The 23,238-nt window shown below is 37.5% G+C and carries 20 protein-coding genes; 16 read left to right on the top strand and 4 right to left on the bottom strand.

The features are described from left to right. Positions 1-40: 40 nt before the first annotated feature. Positions 41-907: a helix-turn-helix domain-containing protein gene (locus SLH51_RS08510; protein WP_335960658.1), complete on the bottom strand. Its 867-nt coding sequence runs from the start codon at positions 905-907 to the stop codon at positions 41-43. A 138-nt stretch (positions 908-1,045) separates the two neighbouring features. Between SLH51_RS08510 and SLH51_RS08505 the strand changes: the two genes are divergently transcribed. The 3 genes from SLH51_RS08505 (at position 1,046) to SLH51_RS08495 (ending at position 4,349) form a co-directional block, all read left to right on the top strand. Further along, entirely contained in the window at positions 1,046-1,819 is a 774-nt protein-coding gene (locus SLH51_RS08505; RefSeq protein WP_335960696.1) for a phytanoyl-CoA dioxygenase family protein, read from the top strand. Between the two features lie 147 nt (positions 1,820-1,966). Then, positions 1,967-2,452, top strand: a complete 486-nt coding sequence (locus SLH51_RS08500) for a GNAT family N-acetyltransferase (protein WP_335960656.1) — start codon at positions 1,967-1,969, stop codon at positions 2,450-2,452. Between the two features lie 13 nt (positions 2,453-2,465). Continuing rightward, positions 2,466-4,349: a beta-N-acetylhexosaminidase gene (locus SLH51_RS08495; RefSeq protein WP_335960654.1), complete on the top strand. Its 1,884-nt coding sequence runs from the start codon at positions 2,466-2,468 to the stop codon at positions 4,347-4,349. 63 nt (positions 4,350-4,412) lie between these two features. On the opposite strand, the gene SLH51_RS08490 is transcribed toward SLH51_RS08495, so the two are convergent. From SLH51_RS08490 to SLH51_RS08480, 3 genes are all read right to left on the bottom strand, one after another. Further along, entirely contained in the window at positions 4,413-5,399 is a 987-nt protein-coding gene (locus tag SLH51_RS08490; protein WP_335960652.1) for a Gfo/Idh/MocA family protein, read from the bottom strand. A gap of 43 nt (positions 5,400-5,442) precedes the next feature. Next, the gene (locus tag SLH51_RS08485) at positions 5,443-6,231 is read right to left on the bottom strand and encodes a sugar phosphate isomerase/epimerase family protein (protein ID WP_335960650.1); all 789 of its coding nucleotides are present in this window, start codon (positions 6,229-6,231) and stop codon (positions 5,443-5,445) included. A 354-nt stretch (positions 6,232-6,585) separates the two neighbouring features. Beyond that, entirely contained in the window at positions 6,586-7,446 is an 861-nt protein-coding gene (locus tag SLH51_RS08480) for a helix-turn-helix domain-containing protein (protein ID WP_335960649.1), read from the bottom strand. 171 nt (positions 7,447-7,617) lie between these two features. Here SLH51_RS08480 and SLH51_RS08475 point away from each other — a divergent pair, with 171 nt between their 5' ends. From SLH51_RS08475 to SLH51_RS08415, 13 genes are all read left to right on the top strand, one after another. Next, positions 7,618-8,217 (top strand): YesL family protein, encoded by a 600-nt coding sequence (locus SLH51_RS08475; RefSeq protein WP_335960647.1) that lies wholly within the window; start codon positions 7,618-7,620, stop codon positions 8,215-8,217. Positions 8,218-8,505: 288 nt separating this feature from the next. After that, complete coding sequence (locus tag SLH51_RS08470; protein ID WP_335960645.1) at positions 8,506-9,858, top strand: ABC transporter substrate-binding protein; 1,353 nt, start codon at positions 8,506-8,508, stop codon at positions 9,856-9,858. A gap of 74 nt (positions 9,859-9,932) precedes the next feature. Further along, the gene (locus SLH51_RS08465; protein ID WP_335960644.1) at positions 9,933-10,895 is read left to right on the top strand and encodes a carbohydrate ABC transporter permease; all 963 of its coding nucleotides are present in this window, start codon (positions 9,933-9,935) and stop codon (positions 10,893-10,895) included. Then, entirely contained in the window at positions 10,892-11,764 is an 873-nt protein-coding gene (locus SLH51_RS08460; protein WP_335960643.1) for a carbohydrate ABC transporter permease, read from the top strand. The genes SLH51_RS08465 and SLH51_RS08460 overlap by 4 nt, the downstream gene beginning before the upstream one ends. A 40-nt stretch (positions 11,765-11,804) precedes the next feature. Next, complete coding sequence (locus SLH51_RS08455) at positions 11,805-11,927, top strand: hypothetical protein (protein ID WP_335960642.1); 123 nt, start codon at positions 11,805-11,807, stop codon at positions 11,925-11,927. Next, entirely contained in the window at positions 11,920-13,290 is a 1,371-nt protein-coding gene (locus tag SLH51_RS08450; RefSeq protein WP_335960641.1) for a protein O-GlcNAcase, read from the top strand. Before SLH51_RS08455 ends, SLH51_RS08450 begins: the two co-directional genes overlap by 8 nt. Further along, positions 13,283-14,620: an amylo-alpha-1,6-glucosidase gene (locus tag SLH51_RS08445; RefSeq protein WP_335960639.1), complete on the top strand. Its 1,338-nt coding sequence runs from the start codon at positions 13,283-13,285 to the stop codon at positions 14,618-14,620. The genes SLH51_RS08450 and SLH51_RS08445 overlap by 8 nt, the downstream gene beginning before the upstream one ends. Before the next feature lie 40 nt (positions 14,621-14,660). Beyond that, positions 14,661-16,460, top strand: coding sequence for an MBL fold metallo-hydrolase (locus SLH51_RS08440; RefSeq protein ID WP_335960637.1), 1,800 nt, complete (start codon positions 14,661-14,663; stop codon positions 16,458-16,460). A gap of 12 nt (positions 16,461-16,472) precedes the next feature. Further along, positions 16,473-18,944 carry an alpha-mannosidase gene (locus SLH51_RS08435; protein WP_335960636.1) on the top strand — a complete coding sequence of 824 codons (2,472 nt, stop codon included), beginning with the start codon at positions 16,473-16,475 and terminating at the stop codon, positions 18,942-18,944. Between the two features lie 177 nt (positions 18,945-19,121). Next, a complete protein-coding gene (locus tag SLH51_RS08430; protein WP_335960635.1) occupies positions 19,122-19,919 on the top strand; it encodes a DeoR/GlpR family DNA-binding transcription regulator in 798 nt (265 codons plus the stop codon). Between the two features lie 250 nt (positions 19,920-20,169). Then, positions 20,170-21,210 (top strand): Gfo/Idh/MocA family protein, encoded by a 1,041-nt coding sequence (locus SLH51_RS08425; protein ID WP_335960633.1) that lies wholly within the window; start codon positions 20,170-20,172, stop codon positions 21,208-21,210. Positions 21,211-21,234: 24 nt separating this feature from the next. Next, positions 21,235-22,296: a Gfo/Idh/MocA family protein gene (locus SLH51_RS08420; protein WP_335960631.1), complete on the top strand. Its 1,062-nt coding sequence runs from the start codon at positions 21,235-21,237 to the stop codon at positions 22,294-22,296. A gap of 175 nt (positions 22,297-22,471) precedes the next feature. Then, entirely contained in the window at positions 22,472-23,236 is a 765-nt protein-coding gene (locus tag SLH51_RS08415; RefSeq protein ID WP_335960630.1) for a sugar phosphate isomerase/epimerase family protein, read from the top strand. Positions 23,237-23,238 lie beyond the last annotated feature (2 nt).

The following is a 23,238-nucleotide window of genomic DNA, read 5'->3' as shown; positions in this document are numbered from 1 at the left end:
AGCTGATATACATTTATAGCTTCTGTTTGATAATTTTTATTTAGTCTCGGATGTTTTGACGAAATTGTCCAGGTGGGAGGCCTACTTCCTGGCGAAAGATTCTAGTGAAATAATGAACGCTTCCGAAACCAGTTTTAGAGGCAATTTCTTTGATTGGAAGTTCCGTTTTCTCTAATAAATAACTCGCCTTTTTAACTCTTTCTTTTTTTATAAAGGTAACGAAACTTTCATTGATTCCTTCAGAGAATAAACGAGACAAATGTCTGGTTGAGACATTCAGGTAATGAGCAACGATTTCTAACGTTAACTCCTTTTCTATATTATCGGTGATAAATAATTTAGCTCTCTGAAGAATTGGGTTTGACACAGGATGGTTTGTTTGAATCTGTTCCTTAGTTTTTAGAAAGAGAGAAACAAAGGATAGGAGTAATGTATGGGCAATGCTAGATAAGGCACTGGATGGAATAGCCCATTGTTTTTGGTCAGGGATGAGGAGTGATTTCCATAATGATGCCGTCGATGCAGTGTTGCCATTATAGACAACGGGTATGCCCTCTTGTGCCATTGATAAATATTGATCGATATATGGTGAACTAGAAGTTGTTTCATCAAGTTCAAAACTAACCCACAGTAAAAACAATCCTTCTTTACTTTGAATCTGATGACTAATTCGAGGTCTTGAACAGAAAAACGTACCTTTGTGAAGAGAGTAAACGATTCCTTCATCTAGGTACGTTCCTTCACCAGCTAAAACGTAACAAATTTCAAAGAACGAGTGCCTGTGTATGGGATTATAAGTCAAGCAGGGATCAATACCCCAAAAATGAACTCGAAACGAAACATCTTTGCTTTTCAATAATATGGCTTGCTGATTTAATCGACTCTCGCTTTCTTTGATTAGATACATTTAATTCATCTCCAAACGCTATGGCGTAATTAGACAAAAGGATGTCTTCTTTGTCCAAAGACTGAAACTTGTCATTTTTATTATAATACCAATGAAAGCGTTTAAACAATATTGAAAAAATAAGGAGATGAAATAATGATGATAAAGTCAAAAGATGTAGAATTTTACAAAGAAGAAGGATATTTATTAGTGAAGGGTGTTTTTAACAAACAGGAAGTAGAAGAGATGAAGAATGGGATAGATCGTATTATTCACAGAGCGGCAAAAGCAAACAAAGATGTGAATGCAGCTTGGGATGGCGATTATTTACCAAAGGAACAATTAAAAAGACTTGTTTTAAAGGGATTTCATAATGTTCACTATCATGATTCGGCTTTCTTAAAAGCACTAGCCCACCCAAACATGGTGTCTGTGTTAAAACAAATAATTGGCCCAAATGTACAGCTTCATCATTCAAAGATGCTTGTAAAACCGCCGGAAAATGGAGCTGCATTTCCAATGCATCAGGATCATCCTTATTTTCCACATGAAAATCATACGATGTTAGCAGCAAGTGTTCATTTAGATGATAGTACTGAAGAAAACGGATGTTTACGAGTGATTCCTAAATCGCATAAAGAAGGAGCGATCGAACATATAGGAAGGCACTATTTAAATCATAAAGAATATCCAATCTCTATTGGAACACCTTGTCCTGCTGAGCCAGGTGATGTGCTATTTTTTAACTATTTAACGATTCACGGTTCTGATGTGAATCGAAGTGAAAGAAATCGAAGAAATGTCTTATTCCAATACCGTGATGCTTCAGATTTTCCAGTTGAAGACACTCACTTTGATTGGGGAATGGGGTTAATGGTAAGTGGAGAAAACCCACATTTTGATAAAGTAACACCAAAGTATAAAATTGTTTAACTGTGTTCAGAGTTGCTTGATTTTAAATTTATAGGAACGCCTATATGGGGTTCCTTTTCTAATAAATCTTGTATTATCTTTAAGGTTTTTTTTAGTGTGAAATGTTGATTATACATAATTATAGATAACAGAAAGTGAGGATTATTTATGGCGGTTGATATGCTTGTGAAATTATATGATCTCGATGAATATGAACATATTAAACATTTAGAAACGTTGAAAAAAGAAGGCATTACGTTTAAGAGAGCTTTGCCCATTGATAAGCATCTTATATTAAAATATGTACGGAGTCATTTTACTGATACATGGGTAAATGAATGTGAGGTTGCGCTAACTACAAGTCCAGTGACATGTTTTATTGCTGTGAAAAATCAAGAAATAATAGGATTTGCTTGTTATGAGTCTACAGCAAAAGGTTATTTCGGGCCTCTCGGTGTATCCAAAGAATTAAGAGGAAAAGGGATCGGTGTTCTATTAACAAAGAAATGCTTATTAGCGATGAAGGAAGCAGGCTTTGGTTATGCGATTATTGGCTGGGTAACAGATGCAGTACCTTTTTATCAAAAATGTGTCGGAGCAACAATTATTGAGAATTCATTTCCCGGTGTATATAGCCGAATGATAGATAAATAGAGGAGGGGTAAGGGTGAACGTTTGTTTTAAAGGAGAGGTAGAAACTCTCGCAGATGGCCTAGATATCATATGTAATGAATTAGGAATACAGCAAGATGAAAAGGGGTTTCCAATACATATTCAGCAAAAACAGGGACCGATCGAAATAGATTGCAATAAGGAAAGAGGTGCTATTGCTTATGAGAAAAGGATTCACTTCTTTCGTGCTCTGGGTCTATGGATAGAAGAAGTTCAACGTAGTACCGAATTTCAAATTACTGAAGTACCTCAATTTACGATGAATGGCATTATGATTGATGCTTCACGAAATGCGGTGATGACTGTTTCTGGAATTCAATTGTTATTGAGAAAAATGGCGATTATGGGTTTAGATGTGGTTATGATGTATACAGAAGATACGTTTGCAGTCGAGAATTACCCGTATTTTGGTTATATGCGCGGACGGTATAGTGAAGAGGAATTAAAAGCTTGTGATGATTACGCCCACCTGTTAGGTATTGAAATGGTGCCATGTATTCAGACGTTGGCTCACTTGACAGAGGCGTTGAAATGGAATTATGCTGGTGAAATGAGAGATACGGAAGATATTCTTCTAGTAGGATCAGAAAAAACGTATAAGTTTATTGAAGACTTAATCCAAACAGCGAGTAGACCATTTCGTACAAATCGCATTCATATTGGAATGGATGAGGCACATAGACTTGGATTAGGAACTTATTTAGAAGAGAATGGGTATCGACAACGCTTTTCGATTATGAATGAACACTTGAAAAAGGTTGTCTCCATTGCGGATAAATACCACTTGAATCCAATAATTTGGAGTGATATGTACTTTCGATTAGGTTCAAAGAATGGTAATTATTATGATCTAAATGCGGACATTCCAGCAGATGTAATTGAATCAATTCCTGAGAATCTTCAACTAGTCTATTGGGATTATTATCACACGGATGAGGCGTTTTATCAAAAGTTTATTGAAAAGCATAAGGCATTTGGGTCAAATCCTATTTTTGCAGGAGGAGTTTGGACTTGGAATGGCATTGCTCCGAATTATGGCAAAACCTTTGCGACAACAGATGCAGCTCTTTCTGCTTGTAAAAAAACAGGTGTAAAAGAAGTGTTTGCAACAATGTGGGGCGATAATGGTGCAGAAACACATCCATATTCAGGCTTAGTTGGCTTACAACTATTTGCCGAACATGGCTATGCAGAAAAAGTCGATCGTACACGACTTGCTGAACGCTTTTCATTCTGTGTCGGTGGTAATATAGAGGACTTTTTAACATTAAATGACTTTGATGAAACTCCTGGCGTGTCAAAAGGCAACTTAAAAGAATCCCATCCATCCAAGTTTTTATTATATCAAGATGTGCTGACGGGTCTGTATGATGCTAACATTAAGGGACTGCCAATGAATCAGCATTATGAAGAGTTAGCTAGCCGTTTAATAGAAGCGAAAGATCGTAACCAACAGTGGAGCTCTATATTTAGTTACTATGTTCAACTTGCTCGCGTTCTCAGTGTAAAAGCAGAGTTTGGTCTAAAGCTAAAGAGTGCTTATGATAGTCAAGATAGGCAAGAAATAAAGAGATTATCAGATCAACTTAGTCCTTTGAGAAAAGCGGTAGATGAGTTACGTAAACTTCACCGTACCCTTTGGTTTTCGACAAATAAACCGTTTGGATGGGAAGTGCTTGATATTCGATATGGAGGAGTTATCACTCGTCTAGATTCAGCTTATGAAAGACTGCAAAATTGGCTTATTGGGAATGTTGACAATATTGAAGAGTTAGAAGAAGATCGTCTATATCACGATGCGCCGTGGGTAATGCCTGAAGGAGCATTAGGAAGAAATTCGTATCACCGAATCGTAACAGCTAGTGCATTTTCTGGATAATAGAAAGAGGTGTCTTTAAGGTTTGTACCTTAGGACACCTCTTTTGATGTGTAAAAACGAATTCTAAGTAGTTGGTACATTAGCTACTGTTCCAGTTTCTAACGCTTCGAGCATCGCTATTGTAACATTTAGAGATTTAAGGCTATCATCGTATGTAGATAAGACCAGTTCTGGTTGGTTATTCAAAATGGCTCTTGCAAACGCTTCAAGCTCCTGTTCATATAGGGAATCCTCTGCTTGATAGGAGATCGCTTCTTCATCGACATGGCCGCTGATACTTCCTTTGTGTATGTCTAGTGTAAGGTGCATCGAATCAGAAATAAATTCTAACTGGCACATGAATCCTGGATATACCCAGGAGTGATTGTGTGTTTGTAAGGGGCCGCCATCTTGATAACGTAATGCTAGGCTGAAGCTATCTTCAATGGTAAAGGTATCAGACTGCTGCTTTACTTGATTACCTTGAAATCCAGTGACTTGTGCTACGTCTCCAACTAGATAACGAGAAAGATCAAAGATATGTATAGCTTGATCAAAGATTGGGCCACCTGAAATGTCTTTGATAAAGAACCAGCCAGGCCAATTTTCGCGTAGGGCAATTCCGTCAAGCATGGCACTACGAATGATACTGACATCCCGTCCGCTTAATACTTCCCGGCACTTGGCGACAGCTTTAGAATAACGAAACATAAAGCCTACGCTATTTATTACTTTCGTTTCATTTAGAATTTCACTAATCTGTTTTGCCATATCTATACTTTTGGCGGGTGGTTTTTCAATGAAACAATGAATACCACGAATGGCAGCGTCTCGTACTAGCTCTACTCTAGCTTTGGGAGGTGTTACAATGACGACTCCTTCGGGCTTTGTTTCCTCTAACATCTGAATATAATTTTTGAATGCAGGTACATTAAATTTATTTGCGGCTTTTGTTAACATTTCTTGGTTTACATCACAAATCCCGACAATTTCGATGAGGGCCATTTCTTTCATCGTGTTTAAATGTCCTTGTCCATGCCAGCCTGTACCGACAACAGCTATACGAACCATTGAAATCACTCCTATTCTACTATAATTTATGAGCTCGGTTATCCTAGTTTGTTACGATACTGGTTACAAGATTAAGACTAGCTATACATTCATTCGTCGGGTCACGGTCAGCCGCTTCATTTTCAATCGAAATGATCCCCTTGTAGTCAATTTGCTCTAAAACACTTAAACATTCTACAATATTGACTACACCCTTGTTGAGCTCCACAGTATTATGTTCACCTACTTCCTTAACATCTTTTAAATGTACATGGAAAAGATGGCCTTTTAGTTGACGCAATGCTTCATGTGCCGGGAAACCTTGCGTTCCAAACCAGCCAGTATCAACTCCAGCGCCTAACATATCTCCATAGTCGCCAATTACTTTTCTGATTTCTTCAGGGTGTTTCTCAGGATGATTTTCGACCGCCACTTTTATCCCGTATTCACGACAATAGCTATAAATAACAGGTGCTGTTTCTTTGGTAATTCCACTTGTAATCATTTCAATTCCAAGCATTTGACAAGTTTCAAAGCAAAGTCGGGTCCACTTTGGAAATCGTATAGGGTCTCCTAATGAACAAGAATAACCAATTATGTCCAAGTGGTGTTTCTCTACAATCGACTTAAGCTCTTTTGCTAAATACGCGGTCATGAATTTAGGAAAAGCGTGTCCCATCCACAGCTCTATATTGGAGAAGCCCGCTGCAGATATATCTGAACAAATTTGATCAAATTCAGCGAGGCTGAACTGTTCAATGACTCGACGTTCTGCTGCACCCCAATCCGCAATTGTCGTTTGATAATGAGAAGCTCGAGCAAAATAATTAGCTGTATGGAAAGCTACTTTCATAACAAATCACCTCATATTGAATTTTTATTCGTTTTTTAGAGTGATCAATAATTCATTTTCCCTATTAAATAGAGCTTTATAAGAAACTTTATATGTACTTTCATTGATCGTCTTATTATTATTTGATCACTTTTGTACTTTATTGATTTATTCGTATTCTTCTAAAGGGAATATTTTGGTTCAAGAATGATAGAGGGAAAAGGCGAGAGAGTAATCTTAGAAAAAGTAGAATAGGAAATTAAAAATGATAAAAGTTTTCTAGTATAAAGTTTGTTGAAGGTTCTTAGAGTTAGGGAGTGAAAATTCGAAGGGTCAGTATTCTAATATATAGACCCTTTCGTTTTCTACACTAGGTTAGTTTAAAATGAATAATCTCTGATGTCGTTTCCGATAAAGGGCGGGAGAGATAGTGAACTTCCTCTTAAAAAGTTGATAGAAGTAGCTTACATTTTCAAAGCCAGAATCAAAACAAATTATAACAATCGTTTTATCAGAGTAAATTAAAAGATTTGCTGCATATTCTAAACGGAAATCATTTATCCATTGAGTTGGAGTTTTTCCATAATATTTTTTTATTGTACGGCTAATGTGTTCAGGACTTTTATGCGTACATTCGTATAATTTTTTTAGGCCTGTTATGAAGGAATCGGGTTTTTGCATCTCGTTTTCTAATTTAATGAGCCAGCTAGGTAAATTATGCTCGTTCTTCTTTTGCTTGTGAGGAATGGAAAAATGCCGGATAAGTAGGTCAGCCAATAGTGAACGAATTTCCGTCCTTATTCTGTCACTCTGATTAGGAGGGATGATCATTAATAATTGAAACTTGTATGAAATGTAATCAATTTCTTTTTTTGTAAGCAGGACTTGTGGCGGTTCTGGTTGATCAAGTAACCGGCCTGACGCAAAGCCTAGTCCAAGATATTTTAAAAGCTCTTTAACTGTTTGTTTTAGAATAGCTAGATTTAACAATTGAAATGTATTTTTTGCATTTTGTACAAAATAGTGTTGATCATCTGGACGAATAAATACAAGATGCCCTGCAGTTAAAAGGATCTTTTCTCCATTAATAATATGAAAAATACTTCCTTCCGTAATAAGAAATAGTTCATAAAAGTCGTGGATATGTAATTCCGTAATATATTTGAATGTTTTATGTGAAGCGAAATGTCCTTCATATAATGGATCAATGCTCTGCTTCGCTAGTAATGTAATCATTTTTATTACAACCTCCAAAGTACATAAAAAGTAATCTATCTTGAAGTAATTCTTTTGTGAGTTTTGCTTATTTGGGTACTTCCTCCACAATAACATTATCATAAAATGCTTGAAAGAGCTTTCATACAAGGTTAAACTAACTTATAACATTGTAGTCTAGGAGAGTTAAGCATGTATAAAAAAGGTATTTGGTTTATTATGGAGTGGGTGTGGAAGCTTGTATATGTAAATCTAGTTTGGATTTTATTTTGTTTGCCGGTTATTACAATTATTCCGAGTACGTTCGCACTCTTAGCAGTAGCTAACAAATGGTTTAAAGAAGACGAGGAAATTGATATATTCCCTACTTTCTGGAAACAGTTCAAAGGGTTATTTTGGAAAAGCTACCTTTATGGGTTAACTTTTATCATAATTGGCTTTTTCTTATTTTTAAATTTACAGCTTGTAAATAATGGCGAATTAGATGGACCCTTCTTTTTAACTGTTCATTATGCACTGCTTGTTACCAGTATATTGTATTGTGTAACGATGATTTATAGTGTCCCACTATATTTGAATTTTGGTTTTTCTGTACATAAAACTTTGTTCTTTGGGCTAATGGTTGCACTGAAGCAGCCAATCATTACAATTATGGTATTAATTGGAGTATTGTTGACTATATTGGCGTTTGTTTTTATAACAGGATTTGGGTTCTTGTTTGTTGGAAGTCTACCAGCTTTAATGATGTGTAAATCGAATCATTATGCGATGAAAAAACTTAAATTGACATAAAAAAAGATAGGAGAATGCTCCTATCTTTTTTTTATATAAAAAAGATGAGGAATTTTCAAAAAAATGTTGACATTGAAAGCGCATTCAGTCAATAATGTACTTACAAGCAACACAAAACCACAAATAACCTTAACGATCTCACATTTGGAAGGTTGGTAATTTACATAATCAAAGGGTTGTTGTTAAGGTTCTTAAAAGATTATAACGGTATTGAGAAGTAGTTTAAGAGAATTGTGGTTTTTGTTGGTTTTGTAAAAATGAAATTATTTTTGTTGAGGGGGAAAGGAAATGGGCGTAAAAAAATCTTTACTAATGTTCTTGATGTTAGCACTTTTTCTTGGAAGTCTGTTAGCTGCTTGTTCTGGTGGAGAAGATGCTAGTAGCGAAACTAATTCAGACACAGGTTCAGATTCAGAAGAAAATGTAAGTTCTGGTGAAGTAATCGAATTGGACTTCTGGACGTTTTGGGGATCGGAAACACGTCGTCCAATAATCGAAAAAATCATCGAGGACTTCAACAATTCACAAGATGGAATTCAGGTGAAACACACATTCTTACCGTGGGGAGACATTTGGACAAAGAGTTTAGCATCTATAGCTGCTGGGAATCCGCCAGATGTTTTGATTAATGAAAATAATGCGGTTAGACAGCGTGCTGAAAGAAATCAAGTTACGAATCTAGCAGAGTTTGTCGAGCCGGGTTTTAGTGATAATTACTACCCTGAATTATGGAATGGGGTTGTTCATGAAGGTGAACCTTACGCAGTACCGTTTAATACTGATACGCGAGTTTTATTTTATAACAAAGATATTTTTGAAGAAGTTGGTCTTGATCCAGAACAACCACCAACAACTTGGGATGAATTAAAAGAGTATGCAATGAAAATGGATATAAAGAACGGAAACACATATGATCGAATTGGTTTCTTGCCACGTTACGGTGCTGGTGCCGACCTTTATATGTTAAATGCAACAGGGCACGGTATGTGGGATTTTGAAACTGGTGAACCGGTGATTAATGTACCTAAAGCAGTTGAAGCTCTTGAATGGGTAAAAGAGTATGAAGACCATTATGGCTTAACTGTGATTAATGCTTTCCAAGCAGAGTTTGGGAATCAACAATCAAATCCATTCCTTAATGGAAAAGTTGGCATGATCGTTAATAATTCAACACACTATGCTGAAATTGAGGCTTATGCATCTGATCTGAATTTCGGAGTTGTTCCACTTCCTGAATTTGGAGCAGGTAATGGTCATGCATCATGGGGCGGCGGTTTCGTAGCAGAAGTTCCATTTGGTGCAGAGCATCCAGAAGCATCATTTGAATTTATCAAATATCTAACTGGACCAGAAGCTCAAGAATACTGGGCAATCATGAACTTTGAAAATGTAGCTAACATCGAAGGTGCTAATAATGCTGCAGTTAATCCAGAGCTAAATGAAGATGGACAGTTAGTTTATGGGGCAGCGGTTGATAATATGGATCATACTATTTTAACCCCGATGCCGCTAGAAGCACCAGATTTTATGAGTCTCGTCAATCCAGAGTTAGATCGAATTTTCCTTGGTGATAAAACACCGCAAGAAGCATTAGATGATGCACAAGCGGCTGTTGAGAGATTAGTGGAAGATAATAAGTAAGTAGTAGGTTTTGACAAGATCAGGGAGTGAGTATTCGCTCCCTGATTATTTAAAATTTAAGGAGGTTGAGCTTCGTGCAAAAGCAGACCGAGACTTCTAATAAACCGAACCTAAAATTGCCGAAAAATAAAAAGCGCTTGTCATTAGAGCAAAAAGAAGGGATTTATGGTTATGTGTTCATTTTCCCTTGGTTAATTGGACTAGTATTTGTTACTGCGGGTCCTCTTTTGTTTTCATTGTATGGTAGTTTTACTAACTATGATGTCACTTCTAGAATGGATTTTGTGGGACTTAGTAATTATATCCGTATGTTTACTAGAGATGAACTGTTTTGGATTTCTTTATGGAATACACTTTACTTTGTAGCCATATCTGTACCTTTAACTACAATCGGAGCTGTAATTCTTTCTACCTTATTAAATCAAGGTATTCCGGGGATGCGAGTTTTTAGAACGATTTATTACCTACCTGCAGTTCTATCTGGTGTAGGTGTGTACTTCCTCTGGATGCAATTACTAAGTCCAAACTCAGGTTTAATAAATACCATGCTTTCGTGGATTGGAATAAGTGGACCTGCGTGGTTGTTTGATCCGAACTGGTCTAAACCAGCACTCATTTTCATGAGTCTCTGGAAGGTAGGCGGATCGATGCTATTATATCTTGCGAGTATGCAAGGCGTTCCTAAGTCATTGTATGAGGCTGCTGACCTTGATGGAGCAACTTCAGTACGTAAATTTTTTCATATTACACTTCCAATGGTCACGCCAATCATTTTCTTTGATATTGTTACGAGTACAATTGGTGGTTTTCAAGTATTCCAAGAAGCTTATGTTATGACAGAGAATGGACAAGGGGGACCTGCGAATTCCCTATTATTCTTTAATCTCCATATGTGGAACAAGGCTTTTGTAAGCTTTGACATGGGTTATGCCATGGCGATGTCGTGGGTATTATTCTTTATTGTGTTTGTATTGACCTTAGGGAACTTAGTGTTTGCTAAGAAGTGGGTACATTATGAAGGAGGGGACCGTAAGTGAGTGTAGTCGGAGTTAAAAAAAATTACTTTGAAAGTGTAAAGGTCAAAAGGCGTATAACAAATATCATTGTCTTTACCATTCTTGCTACGGGTAGCATCTTGCTTTTATCTCCTATGTGGTGGATGTTTGCAACTTCTGTAAAAAGTATGCAAGAAATCATGGTGTATCCACCGACTTTTTGGCCGAGTGAATGGCATTTAGGAAATTATATAGAAACGTTCAAAGCAGCTCCTTTTTGGCGTTATACATTGAATACTTTATTTCTAACTTTCTTTGCCGTATTTGCGAATACTCTTTCTAATTCTTTTATTGCTTATGGATTTGCCAAAATTAAGTTTAAGGGAAGAAATGTCTGGTTTGCAATTCTTTTAGCGACAATGATGCTCCCTGGTTTTGTGACGTTAATCCCACAATATGTCATGTTTGCTAAGTTAGGTTGGTTAAATACGTACCTACCATTAATTATTCCTCAATTCTTTGGGGGAGCGTTCTTTATATTTTTATTAAGACAGTTTTACTTAACGATTCCCAATGAATTATTAGAAGCAGCAAAGATTGATGGGGCTAGTCACTTTTATATTTGGCTACGAATTATTGTACCTCTTTCTAAGCCTGCGATTGCGACGGTTGCTATCTTTACGTTTAATGGATCATGGAATGACTTCCTTGGACCATTGCTATATCTGAATGATGAGTCTTTATATACGTTACAGCTTGGTTTGCAGGTGTTTAAAGGACAGGTGCAAACTCAATGGAACTTCTTGATGGCCGGTTCAATCATGGTTTTATTACCAGTTATTATACTTTTCTTTATTTTCCAACGTTATTTCATCGAAGGAATGAACTTGACTGCGGGATCTAAAGGGTAAGGTGAAAAATTCTCATTGGGATCAAGAGTGGTGGTCAACGATGCAAGATTTTAGAATACGTCTTGTTGAATTGATTGATGAATTACTAGACGTACTTGATGAAGACTCTGAATTTCATTGTTTTCTTCTAGACGGTCAAAAAGGAGGGATACCTCATGAATAAGTCTCCATTCGAAATTCGTGGAGTGATCGAGGGATTTTATGGTGTTTTTTATACTACGCCAGAACGTAACGATTTAATCAGATTTATTGGAGAACAGGGTTATAACTTTTATATTTATGGACCAAAGAACGACCGACAGCATCGAGCACGCTGGCGTGAGCCGTACCCTGATTTTATTATGAAGCAATTTTCAGAAACAATTGCGATAGCCAAAGAAGTTGGAGTTGATTTCTGTTATTCGATTGGTTCTGGTGTTTCGATCAATTATGCGTCGGAGGAAGATTTTTCGTATATTCAAACGAAATTTCAGGCGTTCTATGATTTAGGTGTTCGTACCTTCGCCATTACTCTTGATGATATAAAGTCTGAATTTCTACACGAGGAAGAAAAAAGGGCTTTTCGTAGTTATGCTCATGCTCATGTTGAGCTTTGTAACAAACTTTATGATTGGCTAAAAACGTTAGATGAATCATGTCATTTAATGCTTTGTCCAACCGACTATCACGGAACGCCTCCATTTAGTTCTTATATATATGAAATCGGAAATGGGTTGCATCCAGATATTGATATTTTTTATACAGGGGCGGATATAACGACACCTACGATTAGTCAACTGGATGCAGAAGAGTTCGCTAATGCAGTTAATCGAAAGCCTATAATTTGGGATAATTATCCGGTTAATGATTTAGCGATGACGGGTGAGATGCATATCTCTCCGATTACGGGTAGGGATGCATCCTTGTATAAAAGTAGCAAAGGGTTTGTTGTGAATACGATGAGCCAGGTTGAGGCTTCAAAAATATCGTTACTGACATTTGCTGATTACTTTTTCGATCCTATAAATTATCAACCATGGGCATCGTGGGAGAAAGCTCTTTTGAAAATTGGAGGAGAAGATTACGTTGATGATTTGAAACGTTTCGCAGAAAACTCTCTTTATTCCTGCCTTGGACACAATGAAGCAAAAACATTAGATCTTCTAACTAAAGCTACAATGGATTCCCTATACGAAGGGGAAAAAGCAACAACTAGTTATGCTGTCCAAGAACTCTACCAATATTTTGATAGTCTTGATGAAGCGGGTTACCAACTTAAATTTCGGATGGGTAATTATAAGTTAAGAAATGAACTTATCCCATGGATTCAATTAATGGAGAGCTGGGCGTGGGCTGGCAGAAGATCGATTGCTGTTTTGAGGGCAGTTGAAAATAATAAGGATGTTAAAGGTCCACTTAATTGGTTAGTAGAAAATGTGAATGAGATTGAACAACATCCAATGAGATTTGCTGGAACGGTTGTCCAACCACTAATTGACTACGCAAGAAAGAAAGCAGAAGTACGGAAGGAAGAGGTTTATGAGTAGGCTGTCACATATGGAACGTTTGACAACTGAAGCGAGACTCCATGCAGAAAAAAGATTAATTGGAAATGGAGGCGAGCTCGGATTATTAGGATCTAATCAGGCTTACCAACAAGTATGGGCAAGAGATAGCATGATTTGCGGACTTGGTTTGCTATTAACGAATGATCCAGAAGGAAAAGCGATCCATAGACGTTCTCTTGAGACGTTGAGAGCGTTTCAATCTGAATTAGGAAAAATCCCTCATAATGTAGGGTTTACAAATGTTGATGATCCAGCCCTTATCGCTCATGGAGGAAAGCTTGAAGTGAACGGAAAAGAAGGAATGGCTCTAGAAGACTCCATTCATGCAGGATGTGTTGACGGGAACCTTTGGTATATTATTGGCCATTATTATAACTATATGGTATCGAAAGACAAAGTTTTTTTAACTGAAGCGTGGCCAAGTTTAGAAAAGGCACTCCTGTGGTTAAGATATCAGGATTCAAATGAGTGTGGCCTGTTAGAAGTTCATGAAGCGATGGATTGGGCAGATCTGTTTGCAAATCGTTATAATGTGCTTTTTGACAATGTTCTTTATTATGCAGCTTGGAAGTGTATGGCTTTCATGGCAACAGAACTTGAACGTGAATCCCAATATTATGCCAATCAAGCAAGAGATGTTCACCAGAAACTAAATGTCCTTCTTTGGGTCGGACCTGAAGAACCTAATGATTATGAGTGGGTTACGAATGAACGGAAAGAATGGTTATATCCATTGAAACGAGTGGAAACGGAACTTGTTGAACGCCCTTTCTATTTGCCATACATGGGTTTTCGAGATTATGCGGATCGCTTTGATACATTGGGCAATTTAATGGCTATAGTATTTGGTGTTGCAGACAAGGTAAAAGCTAATAAAATCCTTGATTATATTGATGGATGTGGCTTGAACGATCCGTTCCCTGTGCAAGCCCTTTACCCTGTTATTCGTCCAGGTGAAAAAGACTGGCAAGATTATTATCGCGTTCGCAATTTAAATCAACCACATCATTACCATAATGGTGGGGCGTGGCCATTTATTGGCGGCTTTTATGTTGCTGCGCTAGTTCAAACAGGAAGAGTGGAGGAAGCTAAGAAGCAACTCGAAAAGCTGGCTGAAATGAATCGATTAGGCAAAAGGCAGGAATGGGAATTTAACGAATGGTTTCATGGATTATCTGGTCGCCCAATGGGATACGGAGGACAATCCTGGTCTACGGCTATGTATATTTTTGCAGAAAATGCTGTTCAACAAGGTACGATTCATATATTTAATGAAGAAAACCAATGGGGAGAAAAGAAATCTTATTAATCCACTCTAGTTATGTAAATTCTACCGGGAAGGAGAAGAAATGAAGCAGGTACTAGACAATCTATATTTATATGAAGATACATGTCATGTTTACGTTGTCAAGAATGGACAGAATGCTGTCTTAATAGATTTTGGATCTGGTGATGTCTTAGATGAACTTCATTCGATAGGAGTTAGGCATGTCGCGGCTATTTTAATGACCCATCATCATCGTGACCAAGGACAAGGGTTAAAACGCGCCAATGAAAAGGACATTCCAATATGGGTACCGGCTGCAGAAAAAGATTTATTTGCTGAAGTCGATCGATATTGGCAATCGCGAGAGCTTGATAACAATTATAATATGAGACAGGATCGTTTCTCGCTCCTTCAGTCTGTTTTCGTGGAGGGGACGTTAATAGATTATAAAACGTATACATTTGGGGACCTTCAGTTTGAAGTGATCCCAACACCTGGGCACACAACTGGTTCTGTCAGCTTTTTGACAGAAATAAGTGGGAAACGAGTTGTTTTTACAGGAGATTTACTAGCTGGACCTGGGAAAGTGTGGTCATTGGCTGCAACTCAATGGTCTTATAACGGTGGGGAAGGACTACCTTTTACGATTTTGTCTCTCTTAGATGTAAAAGAGAAAAAGACGGAACTTCTTCTGCCTTCGCATGGGGAAATAATAGATGAGCCGGCTAGTGCCATTGATTCTGTAATTGAGCGATTATCAAAACTTGTGAAATTAAGAAAACAGAATCCTAGGCTGTTTCAACTAAGAAGTAAGCCTTATGAAGAGATTACACCACATTTATTAAAAAATCGAACAAGTTGTTCAAATGCCTATGTATTGCTATCGGCTAACAATAAGGCTTTATTAATTGATTTTGGCTATGATTTTATTGCTGGTACAGGAGCGGGGTTTGACCGTTCATCACGCAGGCCTTGGTTGTATACGATTAAATCGTTGAAAGAACAGTACGGTGTGGAGAAAATTGATGTTGCTCTACCTACTCATTATCACGATGATCATGTAGCTGGCTTTAATTTATTAAAGGAAATAGAAGGGACAGAGATCTGGTGTCCTGAAAACTTTTCGGACGTACTAGAAAATCCAAAGTCTTATAATTTGCCATGTTTATGGTATGACAGCATAGCTGTTGACCGGATTCTTCCGTTGAAACAGACGTTTCAATGGGAAGAATATCAATTTACACTCCATGAGCAGTCGGGTCACACTTATTATGCTGTCGCAATAGAATTTGAAGTAGATGGTAAGAAAGTACTTGCGATTGGTGATCAGTACGAAGGAGATCATTTTAATTATGTTTACCATAATGGGTTTAGAATGATGGATTATCAAGACAGTGCTGCTCTTTATAAACAAATAAGGCCTGACTTGCTTATTGCTGGGCATTGTGAACCAATTGAGATAACTGATCATTATTTAGTGCATATCTCTCAAATTGGACAAGAGCTTGAGAAGCTTCATAGGGACTTGTTGCCTTTAGAAGAGGTTGATTTTGGAGCTGAGGGTTTTGGTGCTAAAATTATGCCATATCAAACTATAGTTAAAAGTGGTGAAACAACGACATTCACTGTTCAAGTTAAGAATCCGTTTTCGACTGAACAGAATATTCAGGTTGAATTAATCGTCCCTGATGGATGGATCCAAAAAAATTGTAAATGTACTGAAATCGTTGAAGGAAATGGAACAATATCTGTTCTATTTCAGGTAACAGTTCCTTTTGGGTTGACAGAAAAAAGAGAGCGAATAGCTGTTGACTTAACGGTTGGGAATCGAAAGTTCGGTCAGCATGCAGAAGCAGTGATAACAATTAGTAACAAACTTTAGGAGGATTTAATCATGAATGAAACAATAATTGAAAAAAAGACAAAATCATTAAAAACAAAAGAAAAAACATTGCATATGATTGGAAATGCTCATCTCGATCCGGTATGGTTATGGCAATGGCAAGAAGGTTTCCAAGAAACGAAGGCTACATTTCGCTCAGCGCTTGATCGCATGAAGGAATATCCTGATTTCGTCTTTACCAACTCTTCTGCAGCCAATTATGAATGGATTGAAAATAATGAACCTGAGATGTTTGAAGAAATAAAACAATGCATTGAAGAAGGTCGTTGGGAAATAGTTGGGGGGTGGTGGATTCAGCCAGATTGTAATATCCCTAGTGGTGAATCTTTTGTTCGTCAAGGGTTATACGGGCAACATTATTTTAAAGATAAGTTTGGGGTAACGGCAAAAGTAGGTTACAATGTCGACAGTTTTGGCCACCACGGCATGCTTCCACAAATACTAAAGAAAAGTGGGTTGGATTATTATGTGATGATGAGACCAAACCCACAAGAAAAAGGTCTGCCAGGCAGAATCTTTTGGTGGGAATCGGATGATGGTTCTCGCGTTCTCGGTTATCGGATTCCTTTTGAATATTGCACATGGGGCAAAAGTCTTGAAAAGCATGTTCGCCGAAATGCTGGAGAATTAAAATCTCCATTTGACGATTTGATGTGTTTTTATGGTGTTGGTAACCATGGGGGAGGACCGACGAAAGAAAACATTGAAAGTATCAAACGCTTAAATGAAGATCCAGATTTTCCAAAGCTAGTATTCAGCACTCCGAATCGCTTTTTCGATGAGATGATCGAGAAAGGTTTGCCGTTCCCTGTTGTGCACGATGATCTTCAACATCACGCGAGTGGTTGTTATTCAGTGCATTCTGGTATTAAAAAATGGAATCGTGAAGCAGAAAATGCCTTATTAAAAGCAGAAAAATTCTCTGCTATAGCAAACTGGACAACAAAACAAAAATATCCACTTAGTGAATATGATCGTGCTTGGAAAAATGTTCTTTTTAACCAATTTCATGATATTCTAGCCGGAACATCCCTCGAGGAAGCTTACGATGATGCTCGTGATATGCATGGAGAAGCTATGTCGATTGCAAGCAGAGGGTTGAACTATGCAGTTCAGTCGCTCTCTTGGAGAATTGATATTGAAGAAGAAGAAGGAATGAAACCGATTGTTGTCTTCAATCCACATTCTTGGGAAAGCAAAGTCAATGTCGAACTTGAAGTTGGCGGCTTAAAAGAGAGCGATATCCTTGTTGATGAAGCGGGAAATCAAGTTGCGCTACAAACAGTTCAGTCTCATGCGACAGCAGGAGGTCGATACCGTGTCAGCTTTATTGCACAACTACCAGCGATGGGCTATCGTGTTTATAAAATTCTAAAGCAAGCGTCAGATAAAACGTTTGCAACGATTAAAGCCGATGATACAACTTTAGAAAATGATACGTATCGTGTTGAAATTGATCCGAGTACAGGCTTTGTTACGAGTCTTTATGACAAGAATAAAAATTTGGAATTATTAGATGGACCGGCTGCAAGACCTGTTGTCATAGATGATAAAAGCGACACATGGTCTCATAATGTCCTTCAATATACAGATGTAGTTGGAGAATTCAAAGCAATATCCGTTCAACGAGTTGAGCATGGGCCTGTAAAGTCTGTAATTCGTGTTACTAGTGAATATGGAAAATCAACCATTGTACAGGATTTTATAATGTACAAAGAATTAAACCAAATCGACGTACATGTAACAGTGAATTGGCAAGAACAGTTCAAAGTGTTGAAATTAAAATTCCCTGTTAATCTAATCTTTAGAAAAGGAACATATGAGATTCCTTATGGTTCTATCGTGCGTGAATGTAATGGAGAGGAAGAGCCTGGACAAAGTTGGATTGATATTTCAGGAACGCACCCATCAACAGGAGAAATGTATGGGTTAAGTCTATTAAATGATGCAAAGTATAGCTTTGATATTCATAATAAGGAAATGAGCATCACTGTTCTTCGTAGTCCAATTTATGCTCATCATGATCCAAAAGAGCCAGTAGAGTCAGAACATTATACATTTATTGACCAAGGCATTCAAACGTTTACTTACTCTATGCTTCCTCATGAAGGGAATTGGGAAACGGCAAATACAGTAAAGAAGGCAGCAGAATTGAACCAAAAACCGGTCACCATTATTGAAACGTATCACAAAGGTGAGCTCCCTCAAAAAGACACCTTTATCGATGTCGATGCTGATAACGTAATTGTAAATGTTATGAAGATAGCTGAAGATAATGATGATATTATTATTCGTGCTTATGAAACGACGAATGATAGTACAACTTGTAAGATTACATTGCCAAAATGGAATCGAGTGATTGAAACGACCTTTAAACCATCAGAAATAAAAACATTCCGAATTCCTAAGGATGCATCAAAGCCAATTAGTGAAACAAATATGCTTGAGTGGAACGAGAAATAAGGGGGGCTGTTGAGAAGTGGATTTGCACTTCTCAACCTTCTTTTTGGGAAATCCTCATTTGAGCGGTTATAATATAAAGAATAAAAGCGCACTAGGGGAATTCAGAAATTAATAGCAGAATACGTATTTCGTTTGTAAAATGAGAAAGTAAACCAACACGAAAGAGGTGAGGAATAAATGATTGCTGTTGAGAGAAGAAATATGATAAAAGAACTATTGCTAAAAAATAGAAGTGTTAAGGTATCTGAACTCGTCAAACAATTTAACGTTTCTGAAGAGACAATCCGTCGTGATTTACATCAGTTTGAACAAGAAGGATTCGTTCAAAAAAACTACGGCGGTGCTATATTAGTTGATGAGCTCCATCGAAATGATTCTATATTACCAATCCAGCAAAGAAAGAGTCAATTTTATCAGGAAAAACAATTAATAGGTAAAAGAGCTGCTCAGCTTGTCGAACCGGAGCAAACATTAATATTAGATGCAGGTTCTACAACGTGGCATGTGGCAAGTGGGCTAGAAGGTATCAACAATTTAATGGTTATCACGAATGCAATGAATATTGCGGAGGCATGTACGAGGAATGATTCAACCTCTATCTATCTTCTTGGAGGAAAGCTTAGAAGAAACTCTCTAAGTACAGTCGGACCGCAGGCTGAAATAGAATTAAAAAAATACAATGCAGATTATGTCTTTTTAGGAACATCCGGTATCTCACTAAGACAAGGTTTTACAAGCTCGGACTTATATGAGGCTGAGATGAAAAAAGCAATGGTTTCAGCTGGACAAAAAATCGTTGTCCTTGCTGATCATAGTAAACTACAAAAAGCGGGATTGACGTCATTTTGCCATTTTGACCAAGTTGATCTTTTTATTACTAGCGATATGGCAGATGAAAAAATATTATATGAAATAGAAAAGATAGGTGTTGAAATTATTGTCGTTTCAACTTCAGAAATAAAAGAATTTTCGTAAGCGGAAAAAACGTGCATTTTTATAACTCCTTGTTATAAATTGCACGTTTTTTATGAAGACTTTTTTATTGTTGATTATATAAAACGTCAAATGCCACATATCAACTGTGGGATTTGGTGTTTTTTTGATAGGTTTCGATTTAAAACCGTAAAAAAGTCAGGTTTATAGGTTGCTATTTTGTGGGGATTAGCATAAAATCTAAAATGATCCGTATTAATTAAAAATTCAAAAAATCTTAGGAGTGAATGGTTTGATTAATGTTGCATTATTAAGTAAATGGCATGTTCATGCCGAAGACTATGCTCGTCAAGCTCAGAACAATCCACATCTTGCTCTAAAGCTAGTCTGGGATGAATACGGTAAACGGGGACGAGAATGGGCAGAAAAGCTTGGTATTCCATTTGAGAGTGATTTAAAAACAGTTTTAGCTAGTTCTGAAATTGATGCAGTTATTGTGGATACTCCTACTAATATGCATAAAGAAGTTATTATTGCCGCAGCCGAAAACAAGAAGCATATTTTTACAGAAAAAGTGTTAGCGCTTTCAGTTGAAGATTGTAAAGCAATAATTTCGGCAGTGAAGGAAAATCAAGTTCAATTAACTGTCTCTCTTCCAAGGTTAACTGAAGATTATTATTTATATGCACAGGACGTATTAGATCAAGGGATGCTCGGAACCTTAACAACCATTCGTTGCAGATTAGCACACAATGGTGCTGTTGTGTCAAAAGAGCATCCGAATGGTTGGTTACCAGATCACTTTTTTAATCAGGAAAAGTGCGGTGGTGGTGCCTTCATAGATCTAGGGGCACATCCAATTTATTTAACCAACCGCTTAGCTGGGAAGGTTTGTGCAGTAACAGCACGATTAAAAAAAATAGAAAACCATGAAGTAGATACTAACTCGGTTGCATTAATCGAATATGAATCTGGTGCACTAGGAATTCTTGAAACTGGCTTTTTATCTAGTGGCAGTCCATTTCAGCTTGAACTATATGGAACTGAAGGTACTCTTTTGATTGAAGAGCGCCACATTCGAATGAAAAGCAAGCAGCTTGGCGAAGGGTGGAAAGTACCTGAAGAGCTTCCAGCTTCAAACTTGCTCCCATTAGACCAATGGGTTGATGCGATTGTTTCTGGGGCTACAACGACCATAAATGATGAAGATGCTTTAAATTTAACATTGGTCAATGAGATGGCTGAGTTGTCTAATCGAAAAGGGCAACGTGTAGAGGCGGCAGAAGTGTTAAATGTTGGCTGGGCAAAAGAGACTATAACTCCAGATTTATAAAATGGAAAACAGGAGGAATGAATGATGGCGAAAACATTAAGAGTAGGGATTATTGGGGCTGGCGGAATTGCACGAGGTGCACACTTACCGAATTATTTAAAGTGTGGAGATAAGGTGAAAATTGTTGCAGTGGCTGATGTCGTGCAAGAAACAGCAAATAAATTAGCTGAGGATTTCGATATACCTCATGTATTCATGAGCTATGAAGAGATGTTTGAGAATGTAGAAATCGACGCGGTTAGTATTTGTGTACCAAATAAATTTCATTACAATGCTACGATTACAGCTTTAAGAGCTGGCTGCCATGTTCTTTGTGAAAAGCCTCCAGCCATGTCGGTAAATGAAGCGGAAGAAATGAGGAAGGAAGCTGAAAAAGCTGGGAAAATCCTCACATATGGTTTTCACTTCCGTCATGCTCCACAAGTTGAGGCGCTTAAACGTTTTGTTGAAGCAGGAGAATTAGGAGACATTTACGCCACTCGTGTAACAGCAATGCGTAGACGTGGTATTCCAGGTTGGGGCGTGTTTACCAATAAGGAGCTTCAAGGGGGTGGGCCATTAATAGATATTGGGGTTCATATGCTTGATACCGCACTTTATCTCATGGGTTACCCAGAAGTAGATACTGTTTTTGGTGTTACATACCAAAAGCTAGGTACGAAACAAGGAGTAGGTCTAATGGGCCAATGGGATTATGAAAACTTTTCAGTTGAAGATATGGCAAGAGGCATGATTACGTTCAAAAACGGTTCCTCCCTTATATTAGAATCGGCATTTGCTGCCAATGTTGAAAAGGCAGATGAAATGAACGTGTCCCTTATGGGTGACCGAGGAGGAGCAGAGCTATTCCCATTAACATTGTTCCAAGAAAAACATGGTACGTTAGTTGATATAACTCCGGTGCATTTACCTAAGAAAGGGTTTCATGAGTTAGAATTGGAACGTTTCGTAAACGCTTGCTTAGATGGAACTCAGCCAATCTCAACACCTGAACAAGGTGTGATTATCCAACAAATCATTAATGGTTTATATGAATCTGCTGAAAAAGGCGAAGCAGTAAAAGTAAGTGAAAGTGTGGAAATTTAACATCATAAACGACTAAACAACTATTGAGGGTGATTCATTAATAGGGTTTCTAAATTCAATGATTCGAATAGGTGAAAACTTATGGAATTGCACACCTGTTTTAATCGCAAAAACGGAATAAGATTCCCTAGGAGTCTCCCTCTTAATTTTTTTAATAAATAGAGGAGATGAGTTAATGGGAAACGTAGGAATCCAATTGTTTTCAGTGTGGAGAGAAGCGGAAAAGGATTTTCTTGGTACAGTGAAAAAAATGGCTGACCTTGGGTATGATGGAATTCAATTTGCTGGTTTTTTTCAAACACCGGCTGAACCCTTGAAAAAAGTAATGGATGATCATGGAATCGTTGCAGCTGGTTCTCATACAGGTATTCATCTTCTTACTGGAGACGACTTTGAAAGAACGCTTGAATATAACGATAAAATTGAAAATCGTTTGGTTATTGTACCAGCACTACCGAAAGAAATGAGACAAACAGCTGATGACTACAAACGTACAGCAGAACTTTTAAATGGGATTGGTGAAAAGTGCTATGACGCAGGGTTTACGTTTGGTTATCATAATCATGAATTTGAATTTAATGAGTTTGATGGAAAAACTGGATTTGACCTTCTATTTGAGCAAACAGATCCTATGTTTGTAAAAGTAGAGTTAGATTGTTATTGGGCTGCATTCAGTGATCATGATCCGCTTGAAATCATTCAAAAATATAAGGATCGGGTTGTTTCCTTACATATGAAAGATATGAAACTCGTTGATGGCAAAAAGACGGGAACCGAAATTGGAAATGGTCAACTTGATCTTAAGTCACTTATCACAATTGGAAAACAACATTCAGTAGAGTGGTTTACAGTTGAGCAAGAAGAATTTGAAACCGATCCTTTTGAAGCGTTGAAAATAAATGCACAAAATCTACACGCAATGGTAGTTAAGGAGGGATAAAG

This window comes from Halalkalibacter kiskunsagensis (assembly GCF_037027555.1).
Lineage (GTDB): Bacteria > Bacillota > Bacilli > Bacillales > Bacillaceae_D > Halalkalibacter > Halalkalibacter kiskunsagensis.
This window is presented reverse-complemented; position numbering and strand designations above follow the sequence as displayed.